This window comes from Fodinicola feengrottensis, from assembly GCF_039530045.1.
In the GTDB taxonomy this organism is placed as follows: Bacteria; Actinomycetota; Actinomycetes; order Mycobacteriales; family HKI-0501; genus Fodinicola; species Fodinicola feengrottensis.
Genome location: NZ_BAAANY010000006.1, coordinates 1 through 20,464, shown reverse-complemented (window position 1 = coordinate 20,464; position 20,464 = coordinate 1). Strand labels below are relative to the sequence as shown.

General features: G+C 68.0%; 18 protein-coding genes. 7 read left to right on the top strand and 11 right to left on the bottom strand.

The window, feature by feature from the left end:
• Positions 1–1,180: FAD-dependent oxidoreductase (locus ABD301_RS08240; protein ID WP_344308625.1), on the bottom strand; the 1,180-nt coding region annotated here is incomplete at its 3' end.
• Positions 1,181–1,266: 86 nt separating this feature from the next.
• Between ABD301_RS08240 and ABD301_RS08235 the strand changes: the two genes are divergently transcribed.
• The gene (locus tag ABD301_RS08235) at positions 1,267–1,911 is read left to right on the top strand and encodes a TetR/AcrR family transcriptional regulator (protein WP_344308623.1); all 645 of its coding nucleotides are present in this window, start codon (positions 1,267–1,269) and stop codon (positions 1,909–1,911) included.
• Positions 1,912–2,012: 101 nt separating this feature from the next.
• Positions 2,013–2,474: a GtrA family protein gene (locus tag ABD301_RS08230; RefSeq protein ID WP_344308621.1), complete on the top strand. Its 462-nt coding sequence runs from the start codon at positions 2,013–2,015 to the stop codon at positions 2,472–2,474.
• Between the two features lie 5 nt (positions 2,475–2,479).
• On the opposite strand, the gene ABD301_RS08225 is transcribed toward ABD301_RS08230, so the two are convergent.
• The 6 genes from ABD301_RS08225 to ABD301_RS08200 form a co-directional block, all read right to left on the bottom strand.
• Complete coding sequence (locus ABD301_RS08225; RefSeq protein ID WP_344308619.1) at positions 2,480–2,851, bottom strand: hypothetical protein; 372 nt, start codon at positions 2,849–2,851, stop codon at positions 2,480–2,482.
• An 81-nt stretch (positions 2,852–2,932) separates the two neighbouring features.
• Complete coding sequence (locus ABD301_RS08220) at positions 2,933–3,667, bottom strand: ESX secretion-associated protein EspG (RefSeq protein ID WP_344308617.1); 735 nt, start codon at positions 3,665–3,667, stop codon at positions 2,933–2,935.
• A complete protein-coding gene (locus tag ABD301_RS08215; protein WP_344308615.1) occupies positions 3,667–4,146 on the bottom strand; it encodes a hypothetical protein in 480 nt (159 codons plus the stop codon). The genes ABD301_RS08220 and ABD301_RS08215 overlap by 1 nt, the downstream gene beginning before the upstream one ends.
• A gap of 547 nt (positions 4,147–4,693) precedes the next feature.
• Positions 4,694–5,899, bottom strand: coding sequence for a hypothetical protein (locus tag ABD301_RS08210; protein ID WP_163573216.1), 1,206 nt, complete (start codon positions 5,897–5,899; stop codon positions 4,694–4,696).
• Between the two features lie 13 nt (positions 5,900–5,912).
• Positions 5,913–6,263 (bottom strand): hypothetical protein, encoded by a 351-nt coding sequence (locus tag ABD301_RS08205; protein WP_163573221.1) that lies wholly within the window; start codon positions 6,261–6,263, stop codon positions 5,913–5,915.
• Positions 6,264–6,346: 83 nt separating this feature from the next.
• Positions 6,347–7,543 carry a cysteine desulfurase-like protein gene (locus ABD301_RS08200; protein WP_344308612.1) on the bottom strand — a complete coding sequence of 399 codons (1,197 nt, stop codon included), beginning with the start codon at positions 7,541–7,543 and terminating at the stop codon, positions 6,347–6,349.
• A 227-nt stretch (positions 7,544–7,770) separates the two neighbouring features.
• On the opposite strand from ABD301_RS08200, the gene ABD301_RS08195 reads away from it, so the two are divergent.
• On the top strand, positions 7,771–9,117 hold the full coding sequence (locus ABD301_RS08195; protein WP_344308610.1) for a GAF domain-containing protein: 1,347 nt from the start codon (positions 7,771–7,773) through the stop codon (positions 9,115–9,117).
• 182 nt (positions 9,118–9,299) lie between these two features.
• Positions 9,300–10,721 (top strand): aldehyde dehydrogenase family protein, encoded by a 1,422-nt coding sequence (locus tag ABD301_RS08190; RefSeq protein WP_344308608.1) that lies wholly within the window; start codon positions 9,300–9,302, stop codon positions 10,719–10,721.
• A gap of 37 nt (positions 10,722–10,758) precedes the next feature.
• On the opposite strand, the gene ABD301_RS08185 is transcribed toward ABD301_RS08190, so the two are convergent.
• The 3 genes from ABD301_RS08185 to ABD301_RS08175 all read right to left on the bottom strand — a co-directional run bounded on the left by ABD301_RS08185 (position 10,759) and on the right by ABD301_RS08175 (position 14,463).
• On the bottom strand, positions 10,759–11,742 hold the full coding sequence (locus ABD301_RS08185; protein WP_344308606.1) for a bacteriocin fulvocin C-related protein: 984 nt from the start codon (positions 11,740–11,742) through the stop codon (positions 10,759–10,761).
• A 153-nt stretch (positions 11,743–11,895) separates the two neighbouring features.
• Positions 11,896–12,636: a G1 family glutamic endopeptidase gene (locus tag ABD301_RS08180; RefSeq protein ID WP_163573219.1), complete on the bottom strand. Its 741-nt coding sequence runs from the start codon at positions 12,634–12,636 to the stop codon at positions 11,896–11,898.
• 117 nt (positions 12,637–12,753) lie between these two features.
• Positions 12,754–14,463, bottom strand: coding sequence for a TIGR03767 family metallophosphoesterase (locus tag ABD301_RS08175; protein ID WP_344308603.1), 1,710 nt, complete (start codon positions 14,461–14,463; stop codon positions 12,754–12,756).
• A gap of 84 nt (positions 14,464–14,547) precedes the next feature.
• Between ABD301_RS08175 and pepN the strand changes: the two genes are divergently transcribed.
• Both pepN and ABD301_RS08165 read left to right on the top strand, forming a co-directional pair.
• Positions 14,548–17,085 carry an aminopeptidase N gene (pepN, locus tag ABD301_RS08170; RefSeq protein ID WP_344308601.1) on the top strand — a complete coding sequence of 846 codons (2,538 nt, stop codon included), beginning with the start codon at positions 14,548–14,550 and terminating at the stop codon, positions 17,083–17,085.
• A 109-nt stretch (positions 17,086–17,194) separates the two neighbouring features.
• A complete protein-coding gene (locus ABD301_RS08165) occupies positions 17,195–17,746 on the top strand; it encodes a ferritin (RefSeq protein ID WP_344308599.1) in 552 nt (183 codons plus the stop codon).
• Positions 17,747–17,851: 105 nt separating this feature from the next.
• Here the strand turns inward: ABD301_RS08165 and ABD301_RS08160 are convergent, their stop codons facing one another.
• A complete protein-coding gene (locus ABD301_RS08160) occupies positions 17,852–18,802 on the bottom strand; it encodes an FAD-dependent oxidoreductase (RefSeq protein ID WP_344308627.1) in 951 nt (316 codons plus the stop codon).
• A gap of 129 nt (positions 18,803–18,931) precedes the next feature.
• On the opposite strand from ABD301_RS08160, the gene ABD301_RS08155 reads away from it, so the two are divergent.
• Positions 18,932–20,194, top strand: a complete 1,263-nt coding sequence (locus tag ABD301_RS08155; protein ID WP_344308597.1) for a C39 family peptidase — start codon at positions 18,932–18,934, stop codon at positions 20,192–20,194.
• Positions 20,195–20,464: the final 270 nt, after the last annotated feature.

Here is a 20,464-nt window from a genome sequence, read left to right as displayed (position 1 = left end):
GGGCGGCGCAGGGAAACGGACCGGTGGCCACATCGGCACCGCGCCCTGTGCCGACCCTACTCTGCGCGCGGGTGTTGGCCAGTACGCGCAGGGCCACCGGATGCCGCTCGGCGGTGTACGTGTCCAGCAGCTCATCGCCGGCTCGGCCACGGACCACCGCCGCGAGCTTGAAGCCGAGATTCAACGCGTCGCCGAGGCCCAGCGTGAGCCCCTGCCCGCCGAACGGCGAATGTACGTGAGCGGCGTCGCCGGCCAGCAGCACCCGGCCGATTCGGTACGTGCTCGCAGCGCGCGCGTTGTCGGTGAAGCGGGTCGCCGAAATGATCTCCTTGATCGTCACGTCGGTGCCGCTGACCCGGCGTACGCTCGCCTGCAGCTCCTCGACTGAGACCGGCTCCTCTCTGTCGGCCGGCGGGCCGTCGAACTCCACGGTGAGTACGCGCTCCGGCGACGGGCCGTAGACCATCATCCCGGTCTCCGTCCGGTTCCACCCGCGTGCCAGTTTCTCGGCGCCCTCGATGATCGCCAGCGCCTGGTGACCGGTGATCGCCGGTTCGGTGCCCGGGAAGTCGAAGCCGGTGAGCTTGCGGACCCGGCTCCGGCCGCCGTCGCAGCCGACCACATAGCCGGCCCGCAGCTCGTACGAGCCGTCCGGGCCGTTGACGCTGACCGTGACGCCCTCGTCGTCCTGCGCCAGCCCGGTCAACTCGCACCCGTGCCGGACTTCGACGCCCAACTCGCTGGCGCGTTGGCCGAGCGCTGCCTCCAGGACCGGCTGCGGGACCATCACGATCGGCGGCGTACCAGTGGTCGGTACGCCGAGCTGGGAAAGTTTTGTGGCGTCCAGCTTGAAAATCCCGGCGAAATGGCCCCTCGGAGCGTTACCTGCGAACTTCTTCATGGCCGCCTCAGCGGCCGCGTCGTCCAGTTCCGTGTCGTCGCCGGTGAACAGGCGCAGCATTTCCTTGACGGTCTGCTGCTGGCCAGCGGCGAGCGCGTCGTGCAGCCCACGCCGGTTCAGTGCGTCGCCGGTGATCGCGTGGATGGCACCGGCCTTGATGGTCTGGTCGGGCTCGGTCAGCCGCTCCAGGACAACCGGCGTCAGGCCGGTGAGCCGCAGTTCTATGGCCAGCAGCAGACCGACCGGTCCGCCGCCGATGACGATGGCGTCGTACGACATCAGGGTCCTCCTCTATGTAAGAGCGCTGCTCTCGCGCCGGTTGAATTATGTACTCAGTCTAAGTTTGCTGTCTATAGTGTGTGACCATGGAGGCAGAGCCCGGTCGCCGGGAACGCCGCAAGCGGGAGACCAGGAAGCAGATCGCCGACTCCGGGATGGCCCTGTTCGCCTGGCACGGTTTCGACAAGGTCACCGTTTCGGAGATCGCCGAGCACGCCGGCGTGTCCCGGATGACGGTTTTCAACTATTTCCAGCGCAAAGAGGACATCTTCTTCGACCGGATCGAGGACGGGTACGAGCTGTCCGCCCAGGTGATCCGCCAGCGCGAGCCGGGCGAGTCGATCGTGGCGGCCGCTCGCCGGACGATGGTCGAGCTGTCGCAGGCCCGGCATCCGCTGTCCGGCCTGCTCGATGGCGGCCACCAGTTCTGGAACCTGGTCGCGGTCAGTCCGGCCCTGAAGGCGCGCGTAAGGGAGGCCGCCGACGAGTGGCAGGGCTTGCTGACGCAGCTGATCGCCGAGGATGTGGGCGCGCCGGCCGGCGACCCGATGCCCCGACTGCTGGCCGCCCAGTTGGTCGCGATGTATCGGCTGCTGCACGGCGAGGCGGTCCGCCAGCTCCGGGCCGGCCGTACGGCCGATGACTTCGCCGCCGACCAGCTGGCCCTGATCCACCGGGCATTTGACGTCATCGAGTCCGGTGTCGGAATTTATGGCGTACGGCCGATGTGATCTTTGTTTCTTACACGTCTCTTACGGCCCCCACAGCGAAGACACAGGTTAGAAGGAGATACCTATAGGCGGGATACTTTGATCGCGAGGGGGAGTGGGCGATGGGGGTGCTGGAGCGTCGGCCGCAATGGCCGTCCGGGCTTGCCTTTTGGCGCAACGAGCTGGTGCGCCAGGTGGTCCGGTTCTCCGCCATCGGCGTTGTGTCGACCGGCTTCACCGCCCTGACGTATTCGGTGCTGCGCATCTGGTGGCCGGTCATCATCGCGAACCTCGCCGCTCAGGTCATCACCACCGTGCTGAACACCGAGGCCAACCGCCGCTGGACCTTCCTGACCGAGGCCCGCCGGCCAATCACGTCGTACGGCCGCGCGCAGCTGGGTGGGGCGATCATCTTCGGGCTCTACTTCGCCTTCACGTCGTCAGCGCTGCTCGGGCTGCATGCTTTCGTGTCCTCGCCGTCAGCCCTCGACGACGTTGTCGTCCTCCTGCTCTCCTCGCTGGTCGCCACCATCGGCCGGTTCTTCCTCTTGCGTTTGTGGACCTTCGCCCACCAAGGACGGTGAGGGTTTCACCCACTGTGCAGGGTCAGCGGCGGCCAGCCCTGGGCGCGCGCCGCGGCCAGCACGGTACGGGCGATCGCCGCGCCGCGACCCCAGCCGGCCAGTGTGATCGGGCCGCTGGTCGTACGTCCCGACCCGAGTTCGGTCGCATGATCGGCGGTCCACTCCACGATCGACAGCGCCGTCGGGAGGTCGGCGGCGTCGGTTAGTACGACCAGGTTCGCGTCGGCACACAGCGATCGGCACCACCGCTGCGCTTCGTCGGCCCGTTCGTCGAAAACCACCACGATGCCTTTTTCGCCGATCGGCGGCCAGAAAACCCGTAGCGGCACCGGCTGGTCGGCGAAGCGGAGCGTGAGGGTCGCAGTGGTGCTGGCCATAGGCGAAACCATCGCAGTGGTGCGACGGCGACGGAAGGTCCGATCTCGCAACGTCGTCGTGCGCTTGACGCAAGACCGGTCTCAGCCGATTTCGTTGTCCTGCGGGAGAAGACAGACCAGCGCCCGCCATATCGCGGTCGGGGTGGTCGGCCAGATGACCGCGAGGCCGACCGACGGCTCCATCAGCCAGAGGCCGGCCTCGGTGTCCAGCACCCGTACGCCGCGGCCGCCGGGAGAGCCGTCCGGGCCGGCCCACTCGACCCGGACGCGCCACTGTTGGCGGAGCCCGGAGCCGAGTGCGGTGGCAGCCGCGGCGGTGGGCTCACGCTCGCCGGCGGGCGCGTCGACGATCAGCTTTTCCACTGTACTGGACCGAACCTCCGGCTCTGGTGACAGCAGTTGGTCCAAAGTGGAGTGTGGGATTTGTAGTGGCAGCGCGGAAATCCGCGGCCGCGGTCCGAGCCGTACGATCCGGGCCAGTGCGGCCGGCAGGAAGGACGGGTGCACGGTGACGAATTCCTTCAGCCCGCCGGGCAAATCCAGCAGCAGCGCGGCCGCTTCCGCGCAGACCCAGCCGCGGCCGGTCTCCAGCTTCTCGCCCTCGACGGTGATTTCCACCGTACACACCGGTTCGCTGACCGCGAGCAAACCCGGAAGCAGTTTTTCGTGCGGGCGGCCGCGATCGATGACACCGGCTTGTCGCAGCGGCGCGACATCACCGGCCGTTGGCTGGCCGTGTGCCCACTGGGAGAGGGTTTCGAAGGAGTCGTCGTCCAGCCGGAGCCGGCCGGACTCGGCGTCGAACAGCACCGGCATCAGTTTTCCCCGCCGCTCTCGGCGAACCGAAAACCTCGCGCGATGTCAACGAAAAGGTCGGCGCGCGTCTCGTATTCCATAGTGCCGATCGAAAAAGTGAGCGTGTGCCCGCGGCCGGCCCGCAACAGCATCCACTGCGCCATGGTCACCGGGCCGAGGTCCGGCACCAGGTGGTGGGCCAGCCGATACATCGCCGGCCGGCCGCCGACCTGCAGTTCTTCGAGGTCGAGCAACAGGAAATCCTGCATTGCCTGCCGCATCATCGGCTCCGCGCCGGCCTGCCAGCCGGCCACGTCCAGCCCTTCGGGCACCTGGTCGACGCTCACCACCACGTTGCAGCGGAAGATGCCGCCCCGGTCCGGTTCCAGCGCGACCAGCGGCACAGCCGGCTGTGGATCCTCCACGGCCTGCCAACTTTCCGGCAACGGCAGCGAAAAACCCGCTGTCCGATGCTCGTACGACACCAGGGTCTCGATCACTCAGTCCTCCCGGCCGACCCGCAGGAGACGCCCGCACGCTCCCACAAAACGGTAACCGCCACCACCCACCCCCGCCGTCCCAACCCGTACCCGCCCGGTTACCACGGAGTCATCTCGAAAAATCAGCCTCCCAGAAACCTAAACCGAGTAAAATTTTTCCCAGCGCTCCTCCTCAAACCCACCCCCCACCCGATCACTGGGTGGGGGCAAGAAAACAGCACAGGTACGACAATTTCACGCCGTAGCAGGTACTCCGGCCGCCAATCCAACCGCAACACCCCAACGACCCCTCTCAACCGCAACACCCCAACGACCCCTCTCAACCGCAACACCTCAGCGGCCCCTCCCAACCGCAACCACCTCTTCCCAACCACAACTACCTCTTCCCAGCCGCAACACCCCAACGACCCCTCAACCGCAACTACCTCTTCCCAACGCAACCACCTCTTCCCAACCACACCGCGCCCAGGTTCGCGGCGGTAGGGTGCCCGCTCTTTGGGCGCCCTGGCGACGGGAACCGGATGCGCCGCCGCAGGAACTGCGGCAATTAGAACAGTGAGCCGAAGAAGTGACCGACCGATTTGCCGGCGTCGCCGATGGCGTCCAGGCCTTTGCCGATGGCGTGGCCGACTGGGGCGACCACGTGGTCGGCGACCGCGTTGCCGACGCCGCCGCCGATGATGCCGCCGACCATGCCGCCAACGAAACCGCCGACGACCGTTCCGACTGGGCCGCCGACCAGGGTGCCGATGGCGGCGCCGGCCTCGGCTCCGCCGATGGCGCCGGCGATCGCGCCGCCGCCGCCGATGGCGCCGCGGGTGGCCGCGCGGCCGACTTTCTCGTCGGTGCTGAGGTCCGTACGGCCGGAGTCACGTGACCACTGGTCGAGCGCGGCGGTGCCGACGGCGAGTACGTTGCCAGCCCGGCCGGCCCATTTGGCGCCGGTCAGCAGGCCGCCGCGCAGGCCGCTCATGCCTGGTTTGGCGATCCAGTTCGCGCCCTTGGCGGGCGCCCAGAAACCGGCGTCGGCGATCGCGATGAACCGGCCGTCCGGGCCGCGTGGCGCGAACCGGCCCCACTGCACCTTGCTCAGCCAGCCGGCGGTCGGGCCGATCGGGCGCATGGACGTGCCCACCCACCATGGCACGCTGCCCAGCGGGCCGGCCCCGATGGTGTACATCCCTTGCAGGCTGGCCAGCCAATACGTCCACGGGGCGAACTGCATGCCGGGGAGCGCGCCGACCCGCTGCGCCTCGGCGACGTTCGCGTCGGTGGGGCCCTGTTTGAGCATCGAGGCGGCTTTGGTGCCACCGTCGGTGATGTACGAGTTGTACGCCGTCCACCACTTCTGCTTCGCGGCCCCGGTGGCCGCGTTCTTGGCGTCGTTGACCTGGGTGGCGGTGGCCGGCTGGCCGCCGGTGCCGGTGGCGCCGTACGACGGGCCTTGGCCGTTCAGGCCGGCGGTGATCCGGTCCACCTCGGCGTTGAAGTCACGCACTTGCGCGGCCCAGTACTGGGTGACCACGGCGCCCCAGGCGAGCGCGGACTGGGCTTCCTGCGAGCTGTTCTGGACCGGATTCTGGGCCGCTGTCAGCTCCGGTGCGCAGAGGCCGTCCCAGTTCGCGATGGCCGGCGCGTAGGCCGTACGGGTGGCGGTCCCGGTCAGGATCGCCTGCGCGGACTGGTTCACCAGGTCGGAGCCGCACTGCTCCAGCTGCCCGACGTTGGCGGTGTGCTTGTCGAAAGGCTGCATCGCTGCCTCCGGGTCAGTTGCCGGTGATCGGCCGGCTGAGGGTGGACGACAGCTCGCTGCCCTGCTGGAGGGGTTGGTTGAGCAGCGTGGCCGACTGCCCGTCTGCGCCGACCACGACATTCGCCGCCGAGGTGGCGTTCACGCCCTGTGCTTCGGCCTGCTTGGCGATGCCCTGGAGCTTGGGGTTCCACGACGACAGGTAGTCCTCGAAGGCGCCACCGACGGTGGCGTCCGCTGCCCCGCTGGCCGCGCCTCGCAGCGCGGTCTCGGACTGATGGGCCCATGTCTGCCAGTCGGCCGAGGTGGCCGCCGTGTTGGTGCCGGCGCTGATCACCGGCTCCGGGTGCACGTCGTAGTACGTCACTGCACTCCCGCCTGACCGTCCGAGGTGTGTCCGCCACCACATTGAAGCAGGGGTACGCAAGTCCCTCCGAAGTCGGAAATTTCTTACGATGTGACGTGGACCGCCGCGAGCAGCCGATCGACGTCGTTCGCATCGGTGTACGGCGCGACCCCGGCCCGTACGGCACCGGCCTCACCGAGCCCTAGTACGCGCGCGCACTCGATCGCGTAGAAGCTGCCGGCCGGCGCGTTGACCCCGTGTTTGCCCAGCTCCTGGTACACCCGCTGGCTGTCCATCCCGGCCACCGAGAACAGCACGGTCGGCGTCCGGCGGGCCGCTCGGCCGTACCGGGTCACCCCACCGATCGCGTCCAGTCCGGTCTCCAGCCGGACCCGCAGCTCGTCCTCGTACGCCTCCAAAGCGGCCATGCTGGCCAGCAGTCGGGAGCGCCGATCGCCAGCACCGGCGACCAGGCCGGCCAGGAAGTCGACCGCCGCGGTGGTGCCGGCCAGCAGCTCGTACGGCAGCGTGCCGAACTCGAAGCGCTCCGGCACGTCGTCGGTGGCCGGCAGCAGCTTGTCCGGCCGCAGCCCCGCCAACAGCGCCGGTGCGGCCGCGAGGGCGCCCAGGTGCGGACCGAGGAATTTGTACGGCGAGCAGGCGTAGAAGTCCGCTCCGAGGGCCGTCACGTCAACCGGGGCGTGCGCGGTGAGGTGGACGCCGTCCACGTAAAGCAACGCGCCGACTTCGTGCACAGCGGCCGCGATCGTCGGGATATCCGGCCGGGTGCCGACCAGGTTCGACGCGCCGGTCACCGCGACCAGCCGGGTTCGGTCGGTCAGCGCTGCCGCGATCGTCTCGACCGGCAGCTCGGCGCTGACCGGGTCGGGCTCGACCCAACGGATCGTCGCGCCGGCCGCGAGCGCTGCCTGCACCCACGGCCGGATGTTCGCGTCATGGTCGAGCCGGCTGACCACGATCTCGTCGCCGGCACCCCATTCTTTGGCCAGCGTACGAGAGAAGTCGTACGTCAGCTGGGTCATGCTGCGGCCGAAGACGATGCCCTCGGGCGAGGCGCCGAGCAGGTCCGCCATCGCCTGCCGGGCATCGATGACGATGCCGGTGGCCCGCTTCTCGGCAGCCGTCACGCTGCCGCGGTTCGCGATCCCGGAGACCATCGTGGCGGCCACCGCCTCGGCGACCACGTCCGGCACCTGGGAGCCGCCGGGGCCGTCGAAATGCGCCGCACCTTCGGCGAGGGCCGGAAAATGCTTCCGCACCGCGGTCACGTCGTACGCCACGAAACGTCCTCCTGTCGTGCGTTTTTCTTGTGTTAGTACGGTCAACGCCACACTACGTGGCAATTGGCCGGGCCGAAGAGGCAGCGAGTGGAGTTTTCGCGTACCGCCCGCTTCCGATCATGCTCGCGGCACGTTAACCTCGGCGAAACACACGTTAAGGGCGGTCCGATGGTCACCCACGCCACCGCGCGTCGCCGGTTGCCCGGCGGCTGTGGTGCGGTGCCTCGATGAGCGCCAGTCCGTGGGCCGCGTGGCCGGCCGGAACCGATCCGCGGGAGCTGTCCCGCAGCCTTTACGTCGCGCACGAAACCTTTCTGGAGACCGGAAATCCGGCCGGCCCGGTGCGTACGATCGTGTTGGAGTCCTGGCGCCGGTCGATGAGTTCGGGCGTCAACCCGGACGTGAGCGAGCCGCCGGTCGACCTGCTGGACGACGAGCTCGCGAGCTACCGGGAAGCGCATCCGCTGGCGCCGATCATGCCGGTGGTGCGTCGGCTGCTGGTCGCTGACGCGGTCGACAACGACCTGCTGGTCGCGGTCACCGACGCGAGCGGGCGGCTGCTGTGGGTGGACGGCTCCAGCCGGCAGCGGACCCGGGCCGAGACCGTGCATTTCGTCGAAGGCGCCAGCTGGAGTGAGTCGGACGCTGGTACGAACGCGCCGGCCATCGCGTTGACCGCGGACCGTTCTGTGCAGATCTTCGCGTCCGAGCATTTCAGCCGTCCCGTGCACATGTGGAGCTGTTCGGCGGCGCCGGTGCACGACCCGGTGACCGGCGAGGTGCTTGGCGCCATCGACATCACCGGCGGTGACGAGGTGGCGGCGCCGCACATGCTCACGCTCGTACGAGCAACGGCCGCCGCCGCCGAGGCGGAGCTGGCGCTGCGGCACCTGCAAGGTGGCCGACAGCTGCCGGCCAGCCGCCAGTTCAGCCGGCCGCCGGCACCTCGCCGCGGCCCGCTGTCGGTGCCCCGCGGCACCCCGCCGGGCCGCCCGGTCGCCCGGCTGGACGTCCTCGGCCGTACGCACGGCGTGCTCCGCCGCGCCGGCCAGTCGTTGTCGCTGTCCGGCCGGCACAGCGAGCTGTTGTTGCTGCTCGCCAGCCACCCCGACGGCCGGTCCGCCGAGCAGCTGGCGGTGGAGCTGCATGAGCGGGAGTCCGCGCTGGTCACCATCCGGGCCGAGATGTCCCGGCTGCGCCGGCTGCTCGGCGACGACCTGCTGACCTCTCGGCCGTACCGGCTGACCGTCCCCGTCGACACCGATGTGGCGGAGGTCCGTCGCCAGCTCGATCGTGGCGCGCACCGGCTGGCGCTGGACCTCTACCAAGGTGTCGTGCTGCCGCATTCGCAGGCGCCCGGGGTGGTCGCGATCCGCGCCGAGACCCGTCAGCGGCTGCGTACGGCGCTGCTCCGGCACGCCACCGGCGACGTACTGCTGCGCTATGCCGAGCTGCCGGACGCCGAAACCGACGTGGAGATCTGGCGCGCCTGCCTCGCGGCCCTGCCCGCCGGCTCCCCCCGCCGCACCCGGGTAGCCGCCCACCTCCGCCGCCTGGACGCCGACCTCGCCTAACCCTCGCTGCTTGCACCTGAGGCACGCAACGGGACGTTGCGGACTTTTCAGCTGTACGCCAGGCGCGTACAGAGGGGTGGGGCCACTACTGGACGCAACCGTGTTGCAACCCCAGCGGACCTATCCTTCCGGGCAGGTGTCGTGTCGCCGTTCGGACACGACCGATCCGAGGGGGTGTGCCGGTGGCCGTCTTCGCCGCGCCCGGGCAGCCGGACAGCGTGATGTCGTACGAATCCCGCTATGACAACTGGATCGGCGGCGAGTACGTCCGGCCGGTCCGCGGTGCGTACGCGCCGGACACCAGCCCGGTGACCGGTGGGGTCTTCACCGAGGTGGCCCGCTCGACTGGCCCGGACCTGGAGCTGGCCGTCCGGGCCGCCCGCGGCGCGGCCGGGAGCTGGGCGGACACCTCGCCGGCCGAGCGGGCCGCGGTGCTGCACCGGATCGCCGACCGGATCGAGCAGAACGTGCAGCACCTCGCGGTCGCCGAGACCTGGGAGAGCGGCCGGCCGGTCCGCGAGACGCTGACCGCGGATCTGCCGCTCGCGGTGGACCAGTGGCGTGCGTGCGCCGGCGCGGTACGCGCGCAGCAGGGTGGTGTCACCGAGATCGACCGGACGACGGTGGCCTATCACTTGCGCGAGCCGCGGGGCGTCGTGGGTCTGCGGGTCGGCTGGGATTTCCCGCTGCTGATGGCGAGTTGGCAGCTCGCGCCGGCGCTCGCGGCCGGCAACACGGTTGTCCTCACCGCCGACGCCCAGACGCCCGCGTCCTTGCACGTCCTGCTCGGGCTGGTGCACGACCTGCTGCCCGCCGGAGTAGTCAACATTGTCAACGGGGTGGCCGAAAGAGCCCTGGCCGCTGCGACAGATCTGGTGCCTGCCACGGTCGGCCTCGGTGGCCGCAGCCCGAATATCTTCTTCTCCGACGCGTTGCTTTCCGACGACGATTTCCAGCAGAAGGCGCTCGAGGGCTTTGCCATGTTCGCGCTCAACCAGGGCGATGCCGGCGTACGGCTTTGTGGCGCTCTGATTGAAAAGCCGATCTACGAGGAGTTCCTGGAGCTGGCCACCATCCAGACCAAGGCGATCCAGCAGGGCAACCCGCTGGACACCGAGACCATGGTCGGTGCCCAGCCCAGCGCCGAGCAGCTGGCGAAAACGCTGTCCTGCATCGAAAACCTTCGAGCCGCCGGCGCGCGGGTGGTGGTCGGCGGCGAACGAGCCGAGTTGCCCGGCGGCTTTTACGTACAGCCAACGGTTTTCGACGCGGGCGCGGACATCCGGCCGTTCCGGGTGGACAGTTGCGGGCCGGTGGTGACGGTCGGTTCGTTCACCGGGTTCGACCATGCCGTACGGATCGCGAACGACCTTTTTGACGGCCGTGGCGCGGCATTGTGGACCCGTGACCTCGATCGGGCTTACCTGGCCGGCCGGCGACTGCGGGCCGGCCGGGTCTGGACGAACTGCTATCACCGCTATCCCGCGCACGCGGCCCTGGCCGGCCGACAGGCCCACGGCGCCGACGCCCGCCCCCAGATTCTTGAGCCGTACCAACAATCCAAGGACATCCTGGTCAGCTATTCCGCCCTGCCACCGCGATGACTTTGGTGGCAGGGCCGGACATTCTCGGTCTCGCGAGTCAGTGGCACCAGTCGCTGTCCCAATTGCACAGCCCGTCGCACTCGTACGCGCTGGCGAAACCGCAGCCTGGGCTGTATGCGCCGCAGGGGCAGGATCCGGGATCGTTATACCGGTAGCAAGAGTCCGGGCAGCCACCCCAGGTGCTGTCGGAGTTGCACTCGCAGCCGGGCACTCCATCCGCGGGCTTCGCGACTTTCGCGGTGGAGACGGCTGGGTTTGGACCTATCCAGGAGAAGAGTTCCCGGATGTCCGGGCGAAGGTCGGTTTTCTCCCTGGTGGGGCTGAAAGCCTGAACCAGCACGTCCTGCGCGTGATCGAGTCGACGCAGCACGCCTGGATGCGAGGCGAGGTTCCCGCCGAAGACGGTCTCATCGTGTAGGACTTCTGATGCGATGTCCAGCGCGCTGTTCTCGTTGGGGGCGAGTTCGGGATGACCGGCGCGGAACCGCCGGACCTGCTCCAGCCACAGGTCACTGTGGGCGCGCGGCGTCGAGGCCTGGATGATCGCCTTCCGGCGGGCCATCGGTTGGGCGACGATCTCGTCGTACGTTCGCGGCAGCCGTCCCGCGTTGGCTTTCACCCACTTGCGGGCCTCTTCCTGCGCGGGGCTGGCGAAAGCGGGCGTACGACCGAGCAGGATGACACCGGCGGCGACCGCCACGCCGGCGCCGAGCCGGAGGAAATTCGCCCGGGTCATGCCACTGGCCGCCGCCGGTTCCTTGGGCACACATTCGGCTCTGCGGAGCCGTCCTAGTGTGGTGAGGACACGAAAAGACGAGCGCGGACCGAGCTGGCGGGTGAGCGGAACGGCGATCGCCGGACCGGTCCACGCCCGCGCCCGCCCGTCGGTGATCCGGAAAAACGTCGGCGCCCATTTCGCGTCCGGTCCAAGGGCCTGCTCCCGCCAGAGCGCCACCTCCGGAGAAGCCAGCGGGAGCAGTTCGATCCGGCCGCCGCAGGTGTGTGCGATGACCTCGGACATGCGTCGGCACACTGGGCATGCGGTGTCGAAAGCCAGCACTGAGCGGGATCTTGTCATCGGACCACTTCCTCGTCCAGCGACGGCGGGCCGGATGCCCGCCGTACGACTGGAAAGAAAGACGCGCGATCTTCGGAAAAGTCACACTATGGATTCCTAGGCGTGATCCCAGGTCATGTCGAAATGGTCACCGTCGATGTTTCCGGGGGTGGCCTGGTCGACGCCGTTGCTGGCGATGGTGATCGCGTCCGGTGCGGAGTTGCCGAAAGGCTGGCCGTCGAGTTGGCAGCCACTGAAGGTCATGCTGCCGAAGTTGTCCACATTGGACGACAGCCGCTCCATGATCACCTCGGCGGTGCTGTCGTTCGCGCCGTCCAGCGAGTCGTGGAAGGTACGGCTCCAGTTCTGCGTCGAGTCGGCCAGCGTCAGCGTGTAGTTGATGCCGGAGTCATGAGTGACCGTGGCGGTCATCTGGTCGCCTTCGGAGGTCGTCTGGTCGAAATAGACCGAGTCACGCGGATACATTTCGTACCACGGCTTGTAGACGGCGCTGCCGGAACTGCAGTCAAGGTCGATGCCGATTTGCTCGACGGTTTGGGTGCCATAGCCGTCGAAGCCGTCCCACGCCGAGTTCACCCCGCCGCCGGAGCAGTCGACCCGCGGGTTCACCCAGCTGGCCACGATGGTCTGGCCGCCTTTACTGACGGCATACCCGCCCCAAGCGGAGTCTTCGCTGCGCTTGAACACGTTTCCGTTGTTTCCGTGTACGAAAGCAGCACCGTGGTAATGCGTCGGCGTGGCGGCTGAAACGGCGTTCGGCGACAGGCCGATGCCGACCGCGAGCAGCACGACGGCCGTACGCCTGATGACAGTTTTGCGGGCTAATACTGTGAACATGGGCAAGCCTCCCCAACGACACCACCGGCTAGATGGGGGGAGCCTGTCAGCGTTCGATAGCAGGCCGATGGAATTGTCCTGAAACGGTCTGTTAAATGGGTGGTGCCCGCAATGAAATCAGACCGCAGAACCCAGTGGATTGGGTAGCAGCAGCTCGGTGTTGTGGTCGTTCGCGCTGCCTACCCGGCTCAGGTCGCCGCTGATGTCGTTGAAGGCCAGCTCCCGATACCAGGACGCCAGCCCAGCCTGGGAAAGGTCGTTCGCGCTGGTCGAATAGCCTGCGGCCGACTCGATCAGGGTAGTGAACACCGACAGCGTGCCGTCCGCGTTGTCGGCCAGTTCGACGATCCGGGCGTGCTGCGGGTAGTCGACATGGGAGGCGGTGTTGATTTCCCAGAAACCGCGGTCCGGCGTGCTGCCCGGGTGAGCGGTGATCGCGTTGCGGTGAGTGTGGCCGTTGACCCACGCGACCACGTTCGGGAAACGCTGCAGCAGAGCCACCAGTGCCGGGCCGTCATAGCGGCGTTCCAGCAGATGAGTGGGATCGGGCAGCAGGTTGCCCATGGTGGTGCTGGTGTGGTGGCTGAAAAGGACCAGCAACTCGTCGGTCACCTGCTGGCGTACGAGGGTGCCATCGGTGTCGTAATACCGGGAACTCTTGGATTTCAGCACGTTTTCCAGCCAGTGCAGCTGTCCTGCGTTCAGCGAGCCGTCGGACAGGCCCGCCCGGTTGGTGGTGTCCAGGCTGATCCCGGTCACCCCGGCCGCCATCGGGAAGGCGTAGTACACGTCGTTTCCGAGGTTTGCGGTCGAAAAACCGTGCCCGACCGGGCCAGGGCCGGTGTTCGCCGGATCCAGGTGCGCTCGTACGAACTGGCCCGCGGTGAAGGGCCGGCGGCGCAGGTCCGGGGTCACTATTCGGACGATCCCGGTCAGCGACGCCAGCAGGTCGGCCGCCTCGTTTGGGTTGGTACGCATCTTGGACGCCAACTTTTGCGCGGTGGCGTCCGAAACGCCCTGCACCTTGACCGCGCCGGTGTAGATCGCCAGCAGCACCGGTAGATCCGGCACCGCGCCAACCACGCTGTCGTCATGGTTGCCGAAGGTGGCAAACCACGGCACCGACAGGCCCGGACTGTGAAAGGACCGGATCGCCGCGGACAGGAATCCGGGCAGCTGGCCGAAACCGGCCTGCTTGAACTTGTCCGGGCCGGCTGACTCCGGATTCCAGTAAAGCGACAGTCCGGAATTCTGTACGCCCTCGTACCGGCCGGGCGCTCCGCTGTCCGGGGTCACCGTGCCGCCGTTGAGGATATCCAGATACCAGTCCAGCTCGATGACCTCGTTGTTGTCGGTGCTGTCACCGGTGTTCATCACGAAGTCGAACCGGCGGCCGGTGAACGGCCCACCGGACAGGCTGTTGACCCGCTCGACCAGGCTGGCCGCGCCGAGCGCGGACAGCGTTTCGTGCGGCCGGAAAGCGCCGCCGAAATAGGGATAGGCGTATTCGAACCGCATCGGACTTTGTGCGTCGCAGACATGCAGGTCGGTGAGTTGGACGAAAGAGGTCACCGGCCGCCGCCGGTCGTCCCGGCCGGGGCTGCCGGCGGCCAGGTCGGTGCGTACGACCAGTGGCCAGCCGGGCCCGTCGGTGAGTTTCCGGTAGCCGGCGGCGCCGATCGGAGCCGCGACGGACTGCAGCGTGGTGCCGTCGATCGCCATCGCGCGGGCCGCGGTCGTACGAGCCGAGGCCGGCGTCGAAAAGCCGGCTACCACACCGACGGCAGCGGTGGCGGCGAGAAACCGGCGGCGGCTGATTCCGGACATCGAGGGTCCTCTCGGCAGGGCGGTTCGGCGACAGTATTGTGCCCGCTCCCGGCGTTTCCAGCGAGCGTGCAGCATGATGGGATCATGCCGAGTTTGACTGTGGGTGAAGCAACTGTCCGCGCCGATCTACTGGATGTTTCCCAGTACGTCATCGACCTTGATCTGACGACTGGCGCGGAGACTTTCTCCTCGACGTGCGAGATCCGGTTCCGGGCCGCTCGAACGGGCGTGTCCACGTTCGTGGAGATCGCCGGCGAGCTGACCGAGGCGGTTTTGAACGGCCGGGCGCTGGATCCGGACAGCCGGGCCGAAAACCGGCTGCCGCTGGAGATCGAGCAGACCGAGAACGTGCTGCGGGTGAGCGCCCGGCTGCCGTACTCGCACACCGGCGAGGGCATCCACCGGTTCGTCGACCCGGCGGACGACAAGGTCTACCTTTACGCGCAGAGTTTTCTGTCCGACGCGCAGCGGATCTTCGCTTGTTTCGACCAGCCAGACCTTAAAGCGTCCCTGACCGTACGAGTGCGGGCGCCGCGGGAGTGGACCGTGATCGGCAATGAGCGCGGCGAGCGGACCGCGCCGGGGGAGTGGGAGTTCGCGCCGACCAAGCCGATCCCGCCCTATCTTTTCTGTGTTTGCGCGGGAGAGTTCCGTTCCGAGTATGCCGAGCACGACGGCATCCAGCTGGGCCTGCATTGCCGGGCCTCGCTGGCTTCGGCGATGGAACCGGACCTGGACGAGCTTTTCACCGTCACCCGGCAGTGTTTCGACGAATACCACCGGATGTTCGAGCAGCGCTATCCGTTCGGTGACACGTACGACCAGGTTTTCGTGCCGGAATTCAACGCCGGCGCGATGGAGAATCCGGGCTGCGTGACCTTCCGGGACGAGATGATCTTCCGGTCGGCGGTGACGGACGCCCAGCGGGAGTCGCGGGCGTATGTGATCGCGCATGAAATGGCGCATATGTGGTTCGGTGACCTGGTCAGCATGCGCTGGTGGGACGACCTGTGGTTGAACGAGTCTTTCGCGGAATACATGGGATACCGGGTCACCAGCTCGGCCACCAGGTTCGACAACGCGTGGGTGGATTTCACGGTCAGCCGGAAGATGTGGGGGTACGCGGCCGACCAGTCGCCGTCCACCCACCCGATTTCGGCGCGGGTAGCGGACACCGGCAGCGCGATGACGAATTTCGACGGCATTTCGTACGCGAAGGGCGCGTCGGTGCTGCGCCAGCTGGTCGCCTGGGTCGGCGATGAGGCGTTCCTGGCGGGCATCAACGAGCATTTCCGGCGGCACGCGTACGGCAACGCGGCGCTGGTGGATTTGTTGGACGTCCTGGAAAGCAGCAGTGGGCGGCCGTTGAAGGAATGGTCCCGGGTGTGGCTGGAGCAACCTGGTGTCAACACTTTGCGGCCGCTGGTGGACATCGACGACAACGGCGATTATCGGAGCGTACGCATCGAGCAGTCCGCTTCGACCGACCATCCGGTTCTGCGCCCGCACCGCATTGGCGTCGGGATCTATCGTCGGGCCGGGGATCGGGTCACTGTGGACCGCCGGGTGGAGGTCGACCTGGATCCGGTCACCCAGGGCGCGGTCAGCGAGCTGCCGGAGCTGGCTGGGCTGCCGGCCGCGGACCTGCTGCTGCTCAACGACGGCGACCTCACCTTCGGCAAGATCCGGTTCGACGAGCGTGGCACCGCGGATCTGGTCGAGCTGCTGCCGGCCTGCGTCGACCCGCTGGCCCGCGCGGTGATGTGGGGCGCCGCCTGGGAGCTGCTGCGGGACGCCGAGCTGTCGCCTCGTAAGTACGTGGACCTGGTCAGCCACGGGCTGGGCCGGGAGGACCACCCGGCGGTGCTGGATCGGCTGCTCACCGCGAGCCGACGTTTCCCCGTCGACCTGTGCCTGACCGGGCCGGACGCCGGCACCGCCCTGGGTACGTTGGCCACCGCCTTCCGGGAGCTGGTGACGACCGCCGAACCGGGCAGTGCGCGGCAGTTCGTCGGCGTTCGCGGCCTCGCCACGGCCGCCGCCGAGCCGGCCGATCTGGACCAACTCGCCGGCTGGTTGGCCGGCGCCGGGCTGCCGGACGGCGTCGAGCTGGACGCTGAGCTGCGCTGGACGTTGCTCAGCCGGCTGGTGGTGACCGGCAGGGCTGGTCGTGCGGAGATCGAGGCGGAAAGGCACCAGGACACCAGCGCGCATGGCGCGGTACACGCCGAGCGGTGCCTCGCGGCGCTGCCGGACGAGGCCGCGAAGGCGACCGCTTGGGAGCGGCTGACCGGCACCGAGCCGCTGTCGAACCGGTTCCTCGGCGCCATCGCGGACGGGTTCTGGCAGCCCGAGCAACTGGAGTTGACCCGGCCGTACGAGCAGCGCTATTTCACCGACCTGCCGGCCTTCGCAGCCCGGCAGAGCGACTGGATGGCGATGATCGTCGGCCGCCGCGCCTACCCTCGGTATTCGGTCGACGAGCGAACGGCGGTCGCAGCCGACCGACTGCTGGCCACTGTCGAGTCCACTGGACTGCGTCGGGCAGTGGTGGACGAGACGTACGAGCTGCGGCTTGCTTTGGCCGTACGAAAGGCTTTCCCTGCCGATACTGTCCACTGAGGACGGAGTGGGGAAAGGTAATCCTCAGTTAGGATGGGCTATCCTGAGAGAATTGAGGGTAGCCCATCCTAGTTACTCTTCGTGAGCGTTTCCTTGTAGTCTGTTCTTTATGGCTGACCTTGACATCAACGGAAACTCGAAATTCGTCGACCTGCTGCACGCGCAGGTGAAGAACGAATTCAACGCCCACCAGCAGTACGTGGCGCTCGCCGCCTGGTTCGACGCCGAGGACCTGCCGCGGCTGGCGAAGCACTTTTACCGCCAGGCGCTGGAAGAGCGCAACCACGCGATGATGTTCGTGCAATATTTGCTGGACCAGGGCATCAAGGTGACGATCCCGGGCGCCGACCAGGTCCGCAATGACTTCGGCTCGGCCCGCGAGCTGCTCGACCTCGCGTTGCAGCAGGAGAAGGACGTCACCTCGGACATCGTCCGGCTGGCCCGGACCGCTCGGGACGAGGGCGACTACATCGGCGAGCAGTTCATGCAGTGGTTTCTCAAGGAGCAGGTCGAGGAGGTGGCGCAGATGACCACCCTGGTCAACATCGCCGCCCGGGCCAGCGACAACCTGTTCGACGTGGAGAACTTCATCGCCCGCGAGTCGATCGGCGACCCCGGCGTGGACTCCGGCGCCCCGCGCGCTGCCGGCGGTTCGGTCTGACGGACCAAAAGGCGGTGTCACCCGGCTCGGGTGGCACCGCTTTTTCGTACGCCCTCTGCGAACTCGGCATTTTCGCTATTTTTCGGCGTGTTGAAAGCGAAAATGTCAAGTTCGCGAGGCTTGGTCGACCAGCGACGCGACGGTCGCGGCGCAACCCCAGCCGAGCGTGACGCCGGCACCGGAATGGCCGTAGTTGTGAATGAGGATGGTGTTCCGCCGCCGGTCCGGGTCGACTTCCAGGCGTACCGACGGGCGCGCTGGGCGCAGCCCGACATGCACGCCGACGACCTCGGCGCCTTTCAGCGCCGGCACGACCTCGGTGCAGCGGGCCAGGATCGCGGCGGTGACGGCCGGGTCGGGCGTGGTGTCCCAGACATCCTCGTCGGCGGTGCCGCCGAGGATGCAGTCGGCGCTGCGCGGATGTACGTACACTCGGCCGGCGGGGTGCTGCTCGTCGCGTACCGACTCGGTCAGGCCCGGGTTCGCCACTCGTACGACCTGGCCGCGGACCGGCCGGACAGCCTCGTCCCGGCAGAGCTGGCGGGCGCCGAGGCCGGTGCAGTTGACCAGCATGTCGGCGGCACCGTCCAGCTCTTCCAGCCCGGTGACTTCGCGCTGGTCAAGGGTGCCGCCGATGGCGTAGAGCCGGTCCACCAGCCACGGCAGGTGCACCGGCATTTCGACCAGCGGCACAGTGAACCGATAGCACCCTGCGTACGGCGGCTGGACCTCGTCCGGCCCGAGCACCTGGACACCGCCGACCGCACCGGCCCACCACGGCTGGCCGTCCGGTGGCTCGCGCAGCAACTGCCGGCTGTCCCGCATCAGCACGCCCGGCACCCCATTCGCGGCCATCTCCTCGTACGTCCGGAACGCGACGGCCGCCCAGTCGAGCACGCCCGCCTGCGGGCCAAAGCCGGTCGGATACCAGATCGCGGCGGCCAGGTTCGAGGTCGACTGGGCCGGCAGGTCGGCGGCCAGCACCCGCACCCGGTGCCCGGCTTCCAGAAGGCGCACCGCGCTGGTGAGTCCGACAATTCCGGCACCCAACACCATAATGTCCACGGCTGCCGAGCCTAATCCCCGCAAATGATTGACGTGACCTGCTGAGGTCATGGAATCCCTTGACACCCATCCGTCCGGCTCGTCTACTGCTGCAAGGTGTTCACCTTCAGGAGGCCCATCGTGCACAGAAATCCCGTACGCCGTGCCCTTAAGACCGCGGCTGCGGTTGCTGGTACTTGTCTTGTCCTGACCATGGTGCCGACCACTCCGGCGGCCGCCGCGGGCACCCAGCCGGCGTTCCCGAACGACTTCCACGCGTGGACCACCTACTCGGACTTCCTGCGCGGCTCCGGCGACCACGTGCTGCCGGCGTTCTCCGGCGACGGCGCCCTCACCGTTTTCCCCGGTCAGACCGAGGGTGACTGGACCTCGCCCTGGTATTCGCCGAAGTCCGGCTTCAACGAGCTGGTCGCGTCCTGGCAGATCGACACCCCGCCGGGCACCTGGGCGGAGATCGGGATGCAGGCGCGTACGTCCACCACTGACAGCGAGTGGTACGTGATGGGCGACTGGGCGTTCGACACGTCCACGATCACCCGCCACTCGGTGGACGGGCAGAAGGACTCAGTCGGCCTGATCAGCACGGACACCTTCTTCACCCGCTCGGTGCCGGCCGGTGGTAACCCGAAGTCCTATCGGCTGAAGGTCACTCTGCATGGCACTCGTACGGCCCGGCCGGTGCTGCGCCAGGTGGCCGCGGTCGCCGCGGTGACGCCGGACACCACGCCGACGGTGACCAGCCAGCCGATCCGGGACACCGCGGTCGAGCTGAAGGTGCCGTCGCACTCGCAGGAACTGCATCACGGCGAATATCCGTCCTATGACGGTGGTGGCGAGGCGTGGTGCAGCCCGACCTCCACGTCGATGGTGCTGTCGTACTGGCACACCGGCCCGACCTCGAAAGACGTGGCGTCGCTGCCAGCGGACCCGGTTTTCGACGCGAACAAGCGGGTCGACGGGATGGTCGACTGGGCCGCGATCCACACCTTCGACTCGGTTTACGACGGCGCCGGCAACTGGCCTTTCAACACCGCTTACGCGTCTTCGTACGGCCTGGATGGCTCGGTGCGGATCTTCACGTCCCTGCGCGAGGCTGAGCCGTGGCTGCGCCGAGGCGTCCCGATCGTGGTGTCGCTGCACTGGAACAACGCTTCCGCGGACCCGCGGGACCACCTCGACGGTTCGTCGATCACCAGCACCGACGGCCACCTCATCACCCTGGTCGGCCTGACCGCCTCCGGCGACGCCATCGTCAACGACCCCGCGTCCCCCACCGACGCCGCCGTCCGCCACGTCTACCAGCGCTCGCAGCTCGAATACCGCTGGCTCGACTCCACCAGCGGCGTCGGCTACCTCATCAAACCCAACTCCATCCGCGGCTAACAGCCTGCCCACTCCGGCCGCTCCTACCAATGTGGGCCAACTCCACGCCCCCGCCACCTTCACACCCCGCGCGTCCCCGTCACCTTCACAACCAAATTGACCAACTTCGACGGAACCCAACCCCGTGTCCTCACCCCCGCGCGAGACCGTCACCTCTAAACCAGAGTTGGCACACTTAGACGGACCCAGCCCCGTCCGGCGCATCGGCCGCCAGGCCGATAGTCGCCCCTGCGGCAGGAGCGTCCGCCTTTGTAGGCCCGCGGTCTTTGC

What these genes read in the sequence shown, in the direction of transcription:
- ABD301_RS08235 (WP_344308623.1), top strand. Translation starts at nt 1,267, where the DNA reads ATGGAGGCAGAGCCCGGTCGCCGGGAACGCCGCAAGCGGGAGACCAGG.
- ABD301_RS08230 (WP_344308621.1), top strand. Translation starts at nt 2,013, where the DNA reads ATGGGGGTGCTGGAGCGTCGGCCGCAATGGCCGTCCGGGCTTGCCTTT.
- ABD301_RS08225 (WP_344308619.1), bottom strand. Translation starts at nt 2,851, where the DNA reads ATGGCCAGCACCACTGCGACCCTCACGCTCCGCTTCGCCGACCAGCCG.
- ABD301_RS08220 (WP_344308617.1), bottom strand. Translation starts at nt 3,667, where the DNA reads ATGCCGGTGCTGTTCGACGCCGAGTCCGGCCGGCTCCGGCTGGACGAC.
- ABD301_RS08210 (WP_163573216.1), bottom strand. Translation starts at nt 5,899, where the DNA reads ATGCAGCCTTTCGACAAGCACACCGCCAACGTCGGGCAGCTGGAGCAG.
- ABD301_RS08195 (WP_344308610.1), top strand. Translation starts at nt 7,771, where the DNA reads ATGAGCGCCAGTCCGTGGGCCGCGTGGCCGGCCGGAACCGATCCGCGG.
- ABD301_RS08185 (WP_344308606.1), bottom strand. Translation starts at nt 11,742, where the DNA reads ATGTCCGAGGTCATCGCACACACCTGCGGCGGCCGGATCGAACTGCTC.
- ABD301_RS08180 (WP_163573219.1), bottom strand. Translation starts at nt 12,636, where the DNA reads ATGTTCACAGTATTAGCCCGCAAAACTGTCATCAGGCGTACGGCCGTC.
- ABD301_RS08175 (WP_344308603.1), bottom strand. Translation starts at nt 14,463, where the DNA reads ATGTCCGGAATCAGCCGCCGCCGGTTTCTCGCCGCCACCGCTGCCGTC.
- pepN (WP_344308601.1), top strand. Translation starts at nt 14,548, where the DNA reads ATGCCGAGTTTGACTGTGGGTGAAGCAACTGTCCGCGCCGATCTACTG.
- ABD301_RS08165 (WP_344308599.1), top strand. Translation starts at nt 17,195, where the DNA reads ATGGCTGACCTTGACATCAACGGAAACTCGAAATTCGTCGACCTGCTG.
- ABD301_RS08160 (WP_344308627.1), bottom strand. Translation starts at nt 18,802, where the DNA reads ATGGTGTTGGGTGCCGGAATTGTCGGACTCACCAGCGCGGTGCGCCTT.